Source organism: Pectobacterium parmentieri, from assembly GCF_001742145.1.
Taxonomy (GTDB): Bacteria; Pseudomonadota; Gammaproteobacteria; order Enterobacterales; family Enterobacteriaceae; genus Pectobacterium; species Pectobacterium parmentieri.
The window spans coordinates 4,432,176-4,447,722 of sequence record NZ_CP015749.1; the positions used below are offsets into that span (position 1 = coordinate 4,432,176).

Annotated in this window: 12 protein-coding genes; 5 read left to right on the top strand and 7 right to left on the bottom strand. The window is 52.5% G+C overall.

Annotation, left to right across the window (positions count from 1 at the left end):
• Positions 1 to 31: 31 nt before the first annotated feature.
• From A8F97_RS20170 to A8F97_RS20190, 5 genes are all read right to left on the bottom strand, one after another.
• Positions 32 to 730, bottom strand: a complete 699-nt coding sequence (locus A8F97_RS20170) for an ankyrin repeat domain-containing protein (protein ID WP_033072538.1) — start codon at positions 728 to 730, stop codon at positions 32 to 34.
• An 80-nt stretch (positions 731 to 810) separates the two neighbouring features.
• The gene (locus A8F97_RS20175; protein WP_014701853.1) at positions 811 to 2,181 is read right to left on the bottom strand and encodes a PAAR domain-containing protein; all 1,371 of its coding nucleotides are present in this window, start codon (positions 2,179 to 2,181) and stop codon (positions 811 to 813) included.
• Between the two features lie 9 nt (positions 2,182 to 2,190).
• Complete coding sequence (locus tag A8F97_RS20180) at positions 2,191 to 4,227, bottom strand: type VI secretion system Vgr family protein (RefSeq protein WP_025920449.1); 2,037 nt, start codon at positions 4,225 to 4,227, stop codon at positions 2,191 to 2,193.
• A gap of 188 nt (positions 4,228 to 4,415) precedes the next feature.
• Entirely contained in the window at positions 4,416 to 4,934 is a 519-nt protein-coding gene (locus A8F97_RS20185) for an Hcp family type VI secretion system effector (RefSeq protein WP_014701851.1), read from the bottom strand.
• 466 nt (positions 4,935 to 5,400) lie between these two features.
• Positions 5,401 to 6,783, bottom strand: a complete 1,383-nt coding sequence (locus A8F97_RS20190) for a PTS transporter subunit EIIC (protein ID WP_014701850.1) — start codon at positions 6,781 to 6,783, stop codon at positions 5,401 to 5,403.
• A gap of 321 nt (positions 6,784 to 7,104) precedes the next feature.
• Here A8F97_RS20190 and A8F97_RS20195 point away from each other — a divergent pair, with 321 nt between their 5' ends.
• Entirely contained in the window at positions 7,105 to 8,304 is a 1,200-nt protein-coding gene (locus A8F97_RS20195) for a starvation-sensing protein RspA (RefSeq protein ID WP_033072547.1), read from the top strand.
• A 6-nt stretch (positions 8,305 to 8,310) separates the two neighbouring features.
• Here the strand turns inward: A8F97_RS20195 and A8F97_RS20200 are convergent, their stop codons facing one another.
• Positions 8,311 to 9,024 carry a GntR family transcriptional regulator gene (locus A8F97_RS20200; RefSeq protein ID WP_014701848.1) on the bottom strand — a complete coding sequence of 238 codons (714 nt, stop codon included), beginning with the start codon at positions 9,022 to 9,024 and terminating at the stop codon, positions 8,311 to 8,313.
• 54 nt (positions 9,025 to 9,078) lie between these two features.
• Complete coding sequence (argE, locus tag A8F97_RS20205; protein WP_014701847.1) at positions 9,079 to 10,230, bottom strand: acetylornithine deacetylase; 1,152 nt, start codon at positions 10,228 to 10,230, stop codon at positions 9,079 to 9,081.
• Positions 10,231 to 10,432: 202 nt separating this feature from the next.
• Between argE and argC the strand changes: the two genes are divergently transcribed.
• The 4 genes from argC to rmuC all read left to right on the top strand — a co-directional run bounded on the left by argC (position 10,433) and on the right by rmuC (position 15,472).
• A complete protein-coding gene (gene argC, locus A8F97_RS20210; RefSeq protein WP_014701846.1) occupies positions 10,433 to 11,437 on the top strand; it encodes an N-acetyl-gamma-glutamyl-phosphate reductase in 1,005 nt (334 codons plus the stop codon).
• 37 nt (positions 11,438 to 11,474) lie between these two features.
• Complete coding sequence (argB, locus tag A8F97_RS20215; RefSeq protein WP_015731434.1) at positions 11,475 to 12,248, top strand: acetylglutamate kinase; 774 nt, start codon at positions 11,475 to 11,477, stop codon at positions 12,246 to 12,248.
• Positions 12,249 to 12,310: 62 nt separating this feature from the next.
• Complete coding sequence (argH, locus tag A8F97_RS20220; RefSeq protein WP_015731433.1) at positions 12,311 to 13,684, top strand: argininosuccinate lyase; 1,374 nt, start codon at positions 12,311 to 12,313, stop codon at positions 13,682 to 13,684.
• 231 nt (positions 13,685 to 13,915) lie between these two features.
• Complete coding sequence (gene rmuC, locus A8F97_RS20225) at positions 13,916 to 15,472, top strand: DNA recombination protein RmuC (protein ID WP_033072535.1); 1,557 nt, start codon at positions 13,916 to 13,918, stop codon at positions 15,470 to 15,472.
• Positions 15,473 to 15,547: the final 75 nt, after the last annotated feature.

Genomic DNA, 15,547 nt, shown 5'->3' on the forward strand with positions numbered 1-15,547 from the left:
GGCAGGCACGCAAGCAGCCAATACCACCATTTCAAAGAGGTTCTCCTTTTTCCCTGCGCTCCCTCACTTCAGCAGGCTGCAACGGTGGGAATTTAACACCGCGATCCAGCAGTTGCTGTTTTACCTTCAGCGCCCAAGGATGATGAGGAGATTTAGGGGACATGAGCGATAGGCTGTCTTCAACAGTAAAAGCGAGATTACTACCCGTCTCATCATAAATATGGATATCCGCACCTTGTTCTATCAGCCAATAGGTAATCTCATATTTGTTCAGATAAGCAGCATAGTGGGCGCTGTTTACTTTGGAGCCATCAACGAGATTCAAATCGGCGCCTCTCTCAACGAGCAATTTAATATCGGCCCAACGTTCCTCACCAATAGCACTAAATATTGCTGGCTGGCCACGACGCCCAATGGCATTCGGATCGCCTCCTGCATCCAGAATAATGCGCAGCCAATCCGGGTCTTTAGCACCAGCGACGGAATTGACCGCACTGTCACCAAAGCCATCTTTATAATTTGGATCGACACCCAGTTTAAGCGCTAACGTGACGGCTTTTTTATCCTGCGTTTCGTAAATCAGCCATAATAGCGGTGTTACACCCTCTTTTCCCTGAATATTCAGGTTAACACCCTGTGACAGTTGATAACGTGCCGCCGTTTCATCACCTTGTTGAATACTCTGTAATACTGCCACGACAGATGGCTCAAAAAGCTCACTCGCCCGCATACTGTGTCCTCCTGCCTGACAAGCGGTTAATAATCCCAGAATAATGACGCTCAACCATTTTATACGTGCCAACCATCGCATTATATTCCCCTGAATGTATTGGTTATCTTCCCGATATCTTCCTTTTTCTGGCTTTCAATACCTGCAATCACCTGATCCATACCGTGGCGCGCAATCGGCGAACCGCCTACTGCAGGAAGTGCCATCATATCACCGCTTGCTTTTGGCAGACCCCCCTCTAACAGTTTTGCTACGCCGACAATGCCACCTAGCGCCGCACCAGCGACTCCGCCAATCAATGCTCCCGCACCGGATAGCAAACCGGGAATCAAGGCTTTACCGTAAGTTTGTGCCATGGTTAACACTTCGCCATCCACCGCCTGCGTCTTTATTAACGACGCTGTTTTCGCCAGGTCAGCGCCACCAACGCGTTCCACGGTATTGGTATGCAAACCAGCAGCATTAAAGGTATAACCCGGTAATCCAGTCACACCGACGCCAGCGGATGCTAAACCACCACCTAATGAATGCCCTACGATGACAGGAGGGGGAGAAAGGATATTTTTTACCCGCTTTGCCAAATACATCGCTTGATTATATTGATCCGTCTCCAATCCCATACCTTGCCCAGCATTAGTCAGCCAATCTTTAGCCCCCGTTACCGCATTATTCGTTCCCCGATAGGTCAACATCGTTTCGCCATTAATGGCTGACTTGAACAAGGCAGAACCAAATCCTGTTTTCTTATCCATAAAATCATTGTCTGTTAGGCCTGGAAGCTGATTCGTATCCAGAAGCTCAAGGCCAACGGGTGCTTTCGGCAATTTATCGAGCACGCCTCGTCGGAATTCATCGACCGAATAAACATACTGGGCTGCCTCGGCGCGTAATATGCTGTCGTTGTTAAATGCCAACCGTTTTGCCGCATCGGCTAACCCCGGCAGCGTTGCCGCTTCGGTTGCCAATTTTGCACGCGCCAGATAGCGATCTTTACGCTGGGCGATAGTGAGCAGGTCATCAAGAATGGGTAACTCGGCGACCGAAGCCCATTCCATTAACGTCGGCAACAACATCGGCGTCAATGCCAGCAGGGGCGCGCGGCTTTTCGCCGATTGTTCGGCACATGCTTTCACCGGGGACTGATAGGGGGTATCACCAATGATCACGTTCCCACTGCCTGCGGCGACCGAGCCGCCACAGCCAATCGCATCACCGATGCGCGCCGCCAGTTTTCCATTGATGATGACCGTACCGGAACCCGCGGATATCGCACGATCGTGTATACCGTGAGGCATATTCGGGCAAGGGCAGGCATGGAGTAAAACGCCATCGCCTTTACGGGCTGCTGGTTTGCCATTGATGATGACATCACCGCTGCCTTCAATTATTGGGGTAGCAGGGAAGCAGCCGTGACCCGCGCAACTGTCCCCTAAACGTGCAGCACCTGGCATAGAGCCTCCTTAACGTCTGTCTGGCGCATCTGGCAGGGTGGGCTTCGTAGGATCTTCTGGCGTAACCGACACGGGCGCTGTCCCCACGCCAGCCGCACCGCCATCGTTGATTTTCACAATCGTCCCGGAAATTGTGACACCCGCGCTATCAATCTTGATAAAACCGCCAGGCGCTTTAATCGTCAGAGCTTGTCCCGCTTCCAGCACAATGTCTGCGGCTTTCAGATAGCTGTCCGTATTCACCAGAACATGCTGGTGTGCGCCGATCAGTGTCTCTTCAGACCCGGACATCGTGGTCTGACGACTCCCTTCGATTTGGGTAACTTCTCCTCCGCCGATGAAGCGTTTGAATGAAGAACCTATCTTCTGAATAAAACTCCGGCCAATTTCCTGATGATGATCCTGACCGATGTTTTCAAAATCATCCTTGCCTATCGTGCGGTGACGGTGGCGTTCGACGCGTTGGAACTGATCCTGAGCCACGGTGAGATGCTGATCGCGCCCCACGCTCTGTCGGTGGATGTTGTTGATGACACCATCCATATCTTTCTGCGCGTGGTAATAAATTTGTTCACGCGTTGCCTCATCTTCAAAGCGCAGTTCGTTGAAGCCGCTGCCTTTATGTGTATCGGTACGAAGTGTTGTACGCGTTTTATGTGCCGGTAAAACATACGGTGTTGGATTAGTCGCATGAAAGGTTCTGCCGGTGACAATCGGCTGGTCCGGGTCACCTTCGAGGAAGCTGACAATCACTTCATGGCCGATGCGCGGGATGGCTATCATGCCGTACTGGCCGCCCGCCCAGCCCTGACTCACTCGCACCCAGCAGGAGCTTTGGTCATCACTTGCGCCGTAGCGGTCCCACGGGAATTGCAGTTTGATCCTGCCGTACTGGTCACAGTAGATTTCTTCGCCAGTCGGCCCTACCACCGTGGCAATCTGTGGGCCATCCACCATGGGTTTGTACGGCATGATGGCTCGCCAGTTTTTTTTTGCACTGATAACTTCAAAACTGTTGCTCATGGTCGTTGGCTCGCCGCCGCTTTCTTCTTCCAGCGCCTGTGGCTGCTGCCCGATATGCGTCACGCTCACCGTTTGCCACACTGCATTCAGCGTTGCATTCGGATGTTCGGTTAACGTGAAGCGACGGCCCGGCATCAGCCCCGCGCAGTTCGATTCCCCTTGGCTTGTCACCGCCTCTGAACGCAGTGCATCCAACTGGTAGTTGCTGAACGCTTTGCCGCTCGGATCTTGTTTATAACGCCCTGGATAGTCGTAATGCTGATAGCTTTCACGTTGGTGCGCCAGTTCGCTGCTCATCTTCTTGTGTGACAGCCCGTAAGCTGGTGTTTTGAAACTGTAATCTTTCAATTCCACTTCTGCCGTACTCACCCGCTCGGCATAGTGGAAACGCCGGACATATTCGCCCTCACTCAGCCCCTGTGTCGCCAAATTGAAGAACAACTCAGGGCCTTTGGCCAATGCGCCGGCATCGTCGGCAAAGACCACCCGGTGTTTGCCTTCCTCAAATTCGTGGAAGAAGTACAGGCCTTCCTCTGCGGCCAGTCGGGTGACAAACGCCAAATCACTTTCCCGGTACTGCACGCAGTATTCACGCGGGGCATGGTCATGACGTAACGAGAAGGCGTAGTCGGTAATCCCGGCTTCTTCCAGCAGGGTGCCGATAATCGCCTCTGGCTTCTGCGCCTGAAAGATGCGGGCGTTGGTACGTAAGCCCAGCCGCCACAGCGCCGGGCGCACTTCCGCCTGATAGCGGGTGCGGCGAAAACCGGTGTCGCCCTGTGTGAAACCACTGATAATCCCGCTGACCCGACGCTTTAGCTCACCCTCATACCAAATCATCAGCTCGCACGGCTGGTCCAGCACCGCGCCAAAATCCACATCCGGCAGGGCGCTGGCCAGACTCAGCGATAGGCTGAAAGGCCGGTTAAGCGCCTCGCTGAGCTGAAAATCGACCACCGCAAACGTCGAGGCCGGCAACGCGCCGACCTTTACAGTGAACTGCAATCCTGTACTGTTGGCCATCCGTTCTCTCCTTCATCCTTCGCCGCTGACATGGCTACCGCACGCACCGGATCTCCCCAGAGCGGCACGTCGCTATTGTGATTGCTGAAATACCCGATTACTGCAATACCTGAGTGGAGGTCTGGGTCTGCCCACACCGCCGCTCAGGCAAAAAACCCGGCACGGTGGCCGGGTTGGAGACAGAACGATTAGGCTTCGACCGGCACGCGCCAGTCGTCAGAGCCGGAGGTGCCCGCGACGGTGTGCTCCCAGTCGATTTTGCGGTAGGCCAGAGAGACTTCAATCAGTTGGGTGTAGTCCAGCTTGGCCGGGTCCTGGCAGTGTGGCATCTGGCAGTTAACGTCAACGATGGTGGCATCGGTCAGCACGGTAGAGAAGAAGTGCTCCTGTTTGCCTTCTACCGAGGTGCGATACCACTTCAGGGTGACGGTTGGCAGCATTTCGCCGGAGGCGAGGGCGTTGTACATCAGCGGTACCGCTTTGTTCAGCGCGACGGTGAACTTGAACGGTTTGTGGACGCGCTGACCGGATGGCTGACCGGACTGCGGGTCGGTTGGTACGGTGACGACGTGCTTGAATTCCTGCACCAGCATCTCGTCTTCGTGGCCTTCCACGTAGATGTTGCCGACAGAATCAGAGGTGAAAGCCCCTGCGGTGATGTTGCCCTGTGTTTTACCTTCGATGCTGATATAGCATGGAGTTGGCATGGTATTGCTCCTTGTTGTTGAACGGGATGAATAACTTCACGTTCTGTATAGCAATTCGCATGCCAATTTTTATCCTGTTGTTTTTGCTGAATAATCACTTAAGTCATATTTTCCTTAAGCCAAATTTGAGCAAGAAGTTGCGCAGACCTCGCGAAAAAACGGCATCCATTGCGCAAACAGTGATTTCCACCAGAAAGTGAGCAAGAAGTTGCGCAGAATGCGCAGTAATGCTGAAAGTTTTCCTTAGCGCTGAATTAATCAAAGGAATAACCAATTTAAATGTGTTGTATTGATAGGTTAATGGCAAATAAGGTGATAATTTGTGCACACTTGCGAAGTGTGTAAGTGAGTAATTACCAACATTGGTTAGGCAAAATAGGCATGAGAAAACTTAAATGCCCGTAACACGAACAAAAAAACGGGTGCTGCTGTCATGCAACACCCGTCTGTTTTATTGTGATGTGGATCAGGGCATTACGGCCTGTCTGGAGGCTCTGACGACCAGGATGTAGGTCAGAATAAAAGACAGCACGATGGCAATCGCCATACCAGAGATGGCATAGCTAAAGTACGGGCCGATGTAGGCTGGCAGGCTGAAAATACTCGACAAAATGTAGCCATATAGCCGGACGCCGAAGTACGCGATGAAGGCTGAGGCGATGGAGCTGGCTACCGTGGCGGCGATAAACGCTTTTTTGTACTTGGTCAGCACGCCGAAGAGCGCGGGTTCGGTTATGCCAAGCAGCGCAGAAACGCCAGCAGACAGCACGACAGATTTATCCTGACGGGTTTTGGCATGGAAGTAGATGGCAAACGTGGCACCTGCAATCGCCATATTGGCCATACACATCATCGGCATCAGCATATCAAAACCTTGGTCAGAAAAGTTTTGTAGCGCAATGGGCGTCATGGCGTGATGCATGCCGGTCAGGATGGCGACAGGCCGGATCGCACCAACGATAAAACCAGCGAAGACCGAGGATATATCAAACAGGCTCTGGATAAACAGCGCCAGCAGCTTGCCGAGATAAATCCCGAATGGTCCGATAACGGTGAGCGACACCAGTGCGGTGATAAACAGCGTCAGTGTTGGGGTAAACACCGTTTTCAGCACCGAAGGCATAATGTGATCGACCCAACGGTGGATATAGCTCAACGCCAGAACGGAGAAAATCACCGGGATGACGCTGGCGGAGTAGTTGAACACCGAAATGGGCAGTACGCCCATGAAGTAAAAGGCGCTGACCGCATCAGGGTTGTGGCTGGCTAATGCCTTCGCGGCTTCCATCAACGACGGATACATCAGGCAGGCGGCTACCGCTGCGGCTAAATATTCGTTCGTTTTAAATATCTTGGCAGCCGAGACGGCGAGGAAAAACGGCAGGAAATAGAATACGCCGCTGGCGATCAGATCGATGACGATCACGGTATCGGTTTTGGCTGAGACCACTTTCAAGGCAATCAGCCCAGCCAGCAGCCCTTTGATCATCCCTGCGCCTGCAATAGCAGGCACGATCGGACCAAATACGCCAGAAACGGTATCCATGAACAGCGAGATCGGCCCTTTTTTCTGCTTTTTCGCGTCTGGCAGGGCCGCGGTAGTAGGAGCAAGCTGCGCGTTCAACAGTTCGTAATACTCACTGACCTGCGGCCCGATAATAATCTGAAATTGCTCACTTTGGTGTTGTGCACCTAATATACCCGGCAGGTTCTTAATTGCGTCGGTTTGTACTTTACTTTCATCAATTAAATCAAACCGAAGCCGCGTCATACAGTGCCAGGCTTTATTTATATTATCATTTCCACCAACCAGTTTAATGATTGACTGAATAACCTCATTTTTTCCCATGGAATAAACCCCTGCATAGCACTATGTTATTTTTGGTCAAATCATTCCCGCTGATAATAAAAAACTAAAAATAAAAAAACAAACCAATAAAATATGAGGTTCATCACATGATTAGATGGTTAAGGGGTTTTTATTACCGATAACTGATAATTGGTCTGGTTTTTTGTTTAATTTATTGGTTTTTTCAAACCAAAATAATTCTTTTAAAGAATAGGTTTACAATAAAAGGAAAAATAAGTAGAAAACAAAAAAAGAAACTGATTTTAGACTGTGTTTTTACCGGATATGGCTATTTCGGTAAGTGCACCGGAGGATATTTTTGTGTTGCCGACAATCATCACTGACATTGAATGTCTCGTTACCCGCCCCGACCGTCATAATTTAGTGACGGTGGTGGTTCATACGGATAAAGGTGTTACGGGTTATGGGTGTGCGACTTTCCAACAACGTCCACTAGCCGTAAAAGCGATGGTGGACGAGTATCTCAAACCGCTTTTAGTGGGAAGAGATGCTAACCATATCGAAGATCTGTGGCACATGATGATGGTCAACGCTTATTGGCGTAATGGGCCGGTTATCAACAATGCCGTTGCAGGCGTTGATATGGCGCTGTGGGACATCAAGGGTAAGCTGGCGGATATGCCGCTCTATCATCTGTTTGGTGGGAAATCTCGCGATGCGATTGCCGCTTACAGCCATGCCGCCAGCGATACGTTGGATGGACTCTATCAGGAAGTGGAACGATTGTATGCGCAGGGCTATCGTCATATCCGCTGCCAGTTAGGGTTTTATGGTGGTAATCCTGATGCGCTGCACAGCACGCGACAGCCAACAGAGGGAGCCTATTACGATCAGGATCAGTACATGGCTAACACGCTTGCCATGTTCCGTGCCTTGCGGGAGAAATACGGCGATCGTTTTCACATCCTGCATGACGTCCATGAGCGCCTGTTCCCCAATCAGGCCGTGCAGTTCGCTAAAGCGGTAGAAACTTATCGTCCCTATTTTATCGAAGATATTTTGCCGCCTGCCCAAAATGAGTGGCTGGCGCAGATCCGCAGTCAGAGCGCGGTGCCGCTGGCGACGGGAGAATTATTTAACAATCCTGCTGAGTGGCAGAATCTGGTGATTAACCGTCAGGTTGATTTCATTCGCTGCCATGTCTCACAGATTGGCGGGATTACGCCAGCGCTGAAACTGGGCGCATTCTGTCAGAATTTTGGCGTTCGGCTAGCGTGGCACTGCCCGCCGGATATGACGCCCATCGGTGCGGCGGTCAATATCCACCTCAATATCCACCTGCATAATGCCGCGATTCAGGAATTTGTCGCTTACCCGGAAAATACCCGCAAGGTCTTCCCGCAGGCGGTAGAACCGGAGAATGGCTACCTGTATCCGATTGAACGTCCCGGTATTGGCGTTGGGATCGATTTGGACGCGGCGCGGCAGTTCCCTGTCGTCTATCGTCCGCACGAGTGGACGCAGAGCCGCCTGCCGGATGGCACGATGCATACGCCTTAAGCCGCATTACGGCGATTGGCGGAAGGCCAGGTTATCGAGATTTAAGGGGATGACATAGGTACAGGTGTAATCTATATCGATGATATCGCTCGATTCGTACACGCGGCCGCCCTGTAAAATTCCGCGGTTAAGAATATGCATCGCCGCCGTACCTTTCTTGCACCCCAGTAGCTCAGCCTGTGCTTTCGTGACGTTAACCGCCTGATAATGTGTCAGGTAGTGTGAAATAGCATAGCCCTTGCTGAGCACATACTGCTGAATAGAGCCTTCGATAATCTTCTGACTCATCTCTGGGAAGTCTGCGGCAGGCATCTTCGATATCTCGATCTGTACCTTGCGGTTATCAACATAACGTAAGCGGCTGAACTCCCAGATGAACGCATTTTCGCTGATAGCAAAGACCTGCTGTTCCTCTCGGTTTGGCAGTCGTTTATGTAGGCTAAGCAGGCGAGATGAAATCTGAGTAAATTTCTTTTCGGTAATCGAGTTATAAACCAGTGGGTTACTGCGCACGCCCTGATTAATAAAGTTACCAGAACCTTGCACCATATGGATTGCGCCGATACTGGCAAGCTTTTCCAGCGCCTGACGAATAGTGAAGCGCGACACGCCGTATTCTTCCGCCAACTGGCGTTCTGGAGGTAACTTTTCTGGTAGCGGATCGGTGTGCTGATAGATTTTGCTCAATAAGTCCTGCGCGATGAAATCTTTCTTTTTCATGGGCTGTCTCAGAATAGCCCTGCCTGTGCGTCTGACAGGGCCGTTTGCGTCGGATCAGTGGTGGCAGAAGTGATGAATAACCTGCGAAATCAGTTCCCGCGTCGGTTTGATAAACGCGGTATCAATGTATTCATCCGGCTGGTGTGCCTGCTCGATCGATCCTGGCCCCAGAACCAGCGTCGGACACAGCGTCTGAATAAACGGCGCTTCGGTGCAGTAGTTCACAATTTCTGTTTTCGTCCCCAGTAGATTCTCCACGACTGATACCAGACGGTGATCCGGCGGGCATTCATAGCCAGGAATCGGCGGATGCAGTTCGCTGATGGTCAACCGACCCGGCCAGCGCTGACTAACAGGCTCAAGCGCTTCAGACAGCAATCCATCGAGATCGTTAAGCGTCATGCCCGGCAATGGACGAATATCCATATGCAGTTCACAGCAGCCGCAGATACGGTTGGCTGCATCGCCGCCGTGAATATGACCAAGGTTCATGGTCGGGTGAGGAATGTGGAAAATCGGGTTGTGATAGCGCTCCTGTAGCGTGTTACGCAGCACCAGCAAGTGGGAAATCGCCTCGTGCATCAGCTCAATCGCATTCACGCCGCGTGAAGGATCGCTGGAATGGCCGGATTGCCCCTGAATACGGATCGCGTTGGACATATGGCCTTTGTGCGCCCGTACCGGCTGCAACGAGGTCGGTTCGCCGATGATGGCGCAGTCCGGGCGAATCTGGGTGGATTCGGAGAAATACTTGGCACCCGCCATGGTCGTCTCTTCATCCGCCGTCGCCAGCACATAGAGCGGCTTCGTGAGTTTGGTCGGATCGATATCGCGCAAGGCATCCAGAATAAAGGCAAAGAACCCTTTCATATCCGCTGTACCCAAGCCATACAGCTTGTTGTCGTGTTCCGTCAGCGTGAAAGGATCGCGCGTCCAGCGACCATCGTCGAAGGGGACGGTGTCGGTGTGCCCTGCCAACAATAAGCCGCCTTTTCCTTCACCAATCCGCGCCAGCATATTAAATTTATTGAGGGTGCCGGGCACTGGTTGAACTTCAACATGGAAGCCGAGATCGCCGAACCAGCCTGCCAGCAGGTTGATTAAGGTATGATTACTTTGATCGAGCGCGCTGTCGGTGGCGCTGATGGACGGTGTGGCGATCAATGCCCGATATAGCTCAATAAAAGGGGGTAAATTCATCTTCACTGTTGACAGCCTCTGGTTAGGATAGTATCAATATTCATGCATTTATTTTGAATAAAAATACAATAATGCTCGGCGAAAGGAAACCCAAAGGTGCGGCGATGACGATTCGTCACTTTCACTGAGTTTCTCGGGTGAACAGCGTACCGACGCTGGTGAACCCTGTTACCTGTTCCATAGATAAATAAGAAGGTATACGGATCCCATGCTGAATACGCTGATTGTTGGTGCAAGTGGTTATACCGGCGCTGAGCTTGCGCTCTACCTGAACCGTCACCCACAGATGAACATAACCGCTTTGATGGTTTCTGCGCAAAGTGTCGATGCAGGAAAATTGATTTCTGATTTACATCCGCAGCTCAAAGGCATCATCGACATACCGGTAAAACCGCTGACCGATGCTGAAGAAGCGGCGAAAGGCGTGGATGTCGTTTTTCTGGCGACCGACCACAAAGTCAGCCACGATCTGGCCCCGGTTTTTCTGGCGGCAGGCTGCACTGTTTTTGATTTATCCGGCGCGTTCCGCGTACAGGATGCCGAATTTTATCGCCGCTATTATGGCTTCGAACATCAGCACACTGACTGGCTGGCAAAAGCGGTTTACGGGCTGGCCGAATGGCGCGCTGAAAGTGTCAAACAGGCACAACTGATTGCCGTGCCGGGTTGTTATCCAACGGCCGCACAGTTGGCGCTGAAACCGCTGCTGGATGCGCAACTGTTGAATCCGGCCCAGTGGCCAGTGATTAATGCCGTCAGCGGTGTGAGTGGGGCAGGACGTAAAGCATCGATGACCAACAGTTTCTGTGAGGTCAGCCTGCAACCATACGGTATTTTCAACCACCGTCATGAGCCTGAAATTTCAACGCACCTCGGTACACCGGTGATCTTCACGCCGCATTTGGGCAACTTCGCCCGTGGCATTCTGGAAACCATCACCTGTCGCCTGCAACCGGGCGTAACCCAGCAGGATGTCGCCGAAGCCTATCACAACGCTTATCACGATAAGCCGCTGGTTCGCCTGTATGATAAGGGTGTTCCGGCGCTGAAATCCGTTGTTGGTCTGCCGTTTTGCGATATTGGCTTCTCGGTTGACGGTGAGCACCTGATCGTGGTGGCAACCGAAGATAACCTGCTGAAAGGCGCGGCGGCACAGGCTGTGCAATGCATGAACATTCGTTTTGGTTTCCCTGAAACCCAATCGTTAATTTAATCACTACTGGTCCCGACATTTCGAGGCGCGAAGCATAATGAATCCGTTAATTATCAAGTTAGGTGGCGTTTTACTGGATAGCGAAGAAGCGCTGGAGCGTCTGTTTACCGCGCTGGTGGCTTACCGTCAGGAGCATCAGCGTCCGCTGGTGATTGTACACGGCGGTGGCTGTCTGGTAGATGAGCTGATGAAGAAGCTGTCGTTGCCTGTCGTGAAGAAAAACGGCCTGCGCGTCACGCCAGCCGATCAGATCGACATCATCACTGGTGCGCTGGCGGGCTCGGCCAACAAAACCCTGCTGTCATGGGCGAAGAAGCATGATATCAACGCAGTCGGCTTGTGTCTGGGCGATGGTGGCAGCACCACGGTCACGCAGTTAGATGAAGCGCTGGGCTTTGTGGGTAAAGCGGAAGCCGGGTCGCCTGCGTTGCTGAACACGCTGTTGTCTGCGGGCTATCTGCCTGTCGTCAGCTCCATTGGTATTACGGCGCAGGGCGACCTGATGAACGTCAACGCCGATCAGGCAGCGACGGCGCTGGCGCAAACGCTGGGCGCAGATTTAATCCTGCTGTCTGACGTTAGCGGCATTCTGGACGGTAAAGGCCAGCGTATTGCCGAAATGACGGCAGAGAAAGCCGAGCAGTTGATTGCTCAAGGCATTATCACCGACGGCATGATTGTTAAGGTCAATGCCGCGCTGGATGCTGCTCGTGCGCTGGGTCGTCCGGTTGATATCGCTAGCTGGCGTCATGCCGAGCAACTGCCTGCGCTGTTTAACGGTGTGGCTATCGGTACACGTATTCTGGCGTAAGTCGTTTCTGGGTATGGCATGATGCCATACCAACATGAATTAAATTTTTAGGAGTAAGGGTTATGGCTTTGTGGGGCGGTCGGTTTAGTCAGGCAGCAGATCAGCGTTTTAAACAATTTAATGACTCACTGCGGTTTGATTACCGTCTGGCGGAACAGGACATCGTTGGCTCGATCGGCTGGTCGAAAGCGCTGGTGACGGTCAATGTGCTCAGCGAGCAGGAACAACAACAACTGGAACAGGCGCTGAATGCGCTGCTGGTTGAGGTACAAGCCGATCCTGAGATCATCCTGCAAAGCGATGCAGAAGACATTCACAGTTGGGTTGAACTGCGCCTGATAGAGAAAGTCGGTGATTTGGGCAAAAAACTGCATACCGGTCGCAGCCGTAACGATCAGGTCGCAACCGACCTGAAACTGTGGTGCAAGGCGCAGATTGCAGAGCTGCTGCTGTCAGTGCGCCAACTGCGTCAGGCGCTGGTCACGACGGCAGAAGCGAATCAGGATGCCGTGATGCCGGGTTACACCCACTTGCAGCGCGCGCAGCCGGTGACGTTTGCACACTGGTGTCTGGCTTATCATGAAATGCTGGCGCGTGATGAAAGCCGTCTGGAAGATACGCTGAAGCGTCTGGATGTCAGCCCGCTGGGCTGTGGCGCGCTGGCAGGAACGGCTTATCCTATTGACCGTGAGCAGTTGGCTGGCTGGCTGGGTTTTGCTTCCGCCACGCGCAACAGTCTGGATACGGTTTCCGATCGCGATCATGTACTGGAACTGCTGTCCGACGCCTCGATCGGCATGATCCACCTGTCGCGTTTTGCCGAAGATCTGATCTTTTTCAACAGCGGTGAAGCGGCGTTCGTCGAGCTTTCTGACCGTGTGACATCCGGTTCTTCCCTGATGCCGCAGAAGAAAAACCCGGATGCGCTGGAGCTGATTCGTGGTAAATGTGGCCGTGTACAGGGTGCGTTAACGGGCATGATGATGACGCTCAAAGGCCTGCCGCTGGCGTATAACAAGGACATGCAGGAAGACAAAGAAGGGCTGTTTGACGCGCTCGACACCTGGCACGATTGCCTGATGATGGCGGGTCTGGTGCTGGAAGGCATTCAGGTGAAACGTCCACGCTGTAAAGAAGCCGCCGAGCAAGGCTACGCCAACTCGACAGAGCTGGCGGATTATCTGGTCGCGAAAGGCGTTCCGTTCCGTGAAGCGCACCATATCGTGGGTGAAGCGGTGGTTGAAGCCATTCGTCAGGGCAAAGCGTTGGAAGCACTGCCGCTGGCCGATCTGCAAAAATTCAGCGCCGTGATTGGCGAAGATGTATACCCGATTCTGGCGTTGCAATCCTGTCTGGATAAGCGTGCTGCACAGGGTGGCGTATCACCACAGCAGGTTGCCAAAGCTATCAGCGATGCGAAGCAGCGCCTAGGTTAAGTCGCACTCTTCGCTAAGCTATACCTTCCATTCCCCCAATGTAGGTGTTCACGTTGGGGGAATGGAAGCGTTACTGCTCTGATTTTTCTGCAAATTATCGTATGCCCATATTCATATGGAATGCGGCTCGCATTTTTTGGCTCAACCTACTCCCCCGTCAGAATTGTTTCTGGACATCCATACAGTATCATTTTACCTTGACCGACAGCGTGAAAGGCCTGCGGAGGCAAAGTGGATATCAGCATATTTTATGGTCTAGGCGGTGGTGCGGTGGGTCTGCTGATCGGGTGGTTAATTGCCAGCCTGATTCACCAGCAGAAGCTGTCGCAGCATGATACCGAACAACGGTTGCTGGCTCAGACATTACAGCAGGCTCAACAGTCGCTCAGCGAACAGCAGCAGGCAAAGCAGCAGGACGAACAACGGCTGCGGCAAAACGAGCTGGAACTGCGCACGGTTCACGCTCAACTCTCTGCCAGCCATGAAAAGCTGCAACAGCTTGGTGAACTCCGCACTGAGTGCGTGCAGTTAAATCAGGAACTGCGGACGCTACGCGAAATCAATAGCACACTGGAAGCTGAACTGCGTGAAGTCACCATTCGGTTAGAAGAAACCCGGATGGCGGCGGAAGAGAAGCAGCGGTTGCTGGCAAGCAGCGAACAGCGGTTGACGACGCAATTTGAGAATCTGGCGAATCGTATTTTCGAACACAGCGGTCGCAAGGTGGACGAACAAAATAAACAGAGTCTGGATAAGTTGCTGATGCCGTTGCGTGAGCAACTTGATGGATTCCGCCGTCAGGTACAGGACAGCTTTGGCGCGGAAGCACGTGAGCGCCACACGCTGGCGCACGAGATCCGCAATCTGCAACAGTTGAACGCGCAGATGGCACACGAAGCCATCAACCTGACGAAAGCGTTGAAAGGCGACAATAAGACGCAGGGTAACTGGGGTGAAGTGGTGTTAAGCCGCGTGCTGGAAGCCTCTGGCCTGCGTGAAGGCTATGAATACCAAACACAGGTTAGTGTGCAAACGGGGACAAATAGCCGTTTGCAACCGGATGTCATCGTGCGTTTACCGCAGGGCAAAGATGTCGTGATCGATGCCAAGATGTCGCTGGTGGCCTACGAGCGTTATTTCAATAGTGATGATGATGTAGAACGTAGTACGGCGCTGAACGAACATTTGCTCTCGGTGCGCAGCCATATTCGGCAGTTGAGCAGCAAAGATTACCAGCAGCTTCCGGGGCTGCGTTCGCTAGACTACGTGCTGATGTTTATTCCCGTCGAACCCGCTTTTCTGGTCGCTATCGACCGCCAGCCCGAGTTGATCAACGAGGCGTTAAAGCACAACATTATGCTGGTCAGCCCGACCACGCTGCTGGTGGCATTGCGTACCATCAACAATTTATGGCGCTATGAGCAACAGAGCCGCAATGCACAGCAGATCGCCGAGAAAGCCTCACGGCTATACGATAAGCTGCGGTTGTTTGTAGATGATATGGAATCTCTGGGGCAGAGTCTGGATAAAGCGCAGGGCACTTATCGTCAGGCGATGAATAAACTTTCTTCTGGGCGTGGTAATCTTATTGGCCAGGCTGAGGGGTTCCGCGCGTTGGGTGTAGAAATTAAACGCACGATCAGCCCGTCATTGGCAGAAAAAGCAATGGCTCATGAGCACACTGAGCACGATGAATTATTGGGCTCCGCCGCGCCCGACTCTGGCTCTCCAACCGTAAAAACGGAAGGTGAAGAAGGGCCGCCAACGCACAAGCAGCTTGAAGTATGACAGCATAAATAGGTATGAATTTCGTGGGTTTGGCACTCATGCTATGCGAAATTAGTGCAGTGGGGTTTTTATCCG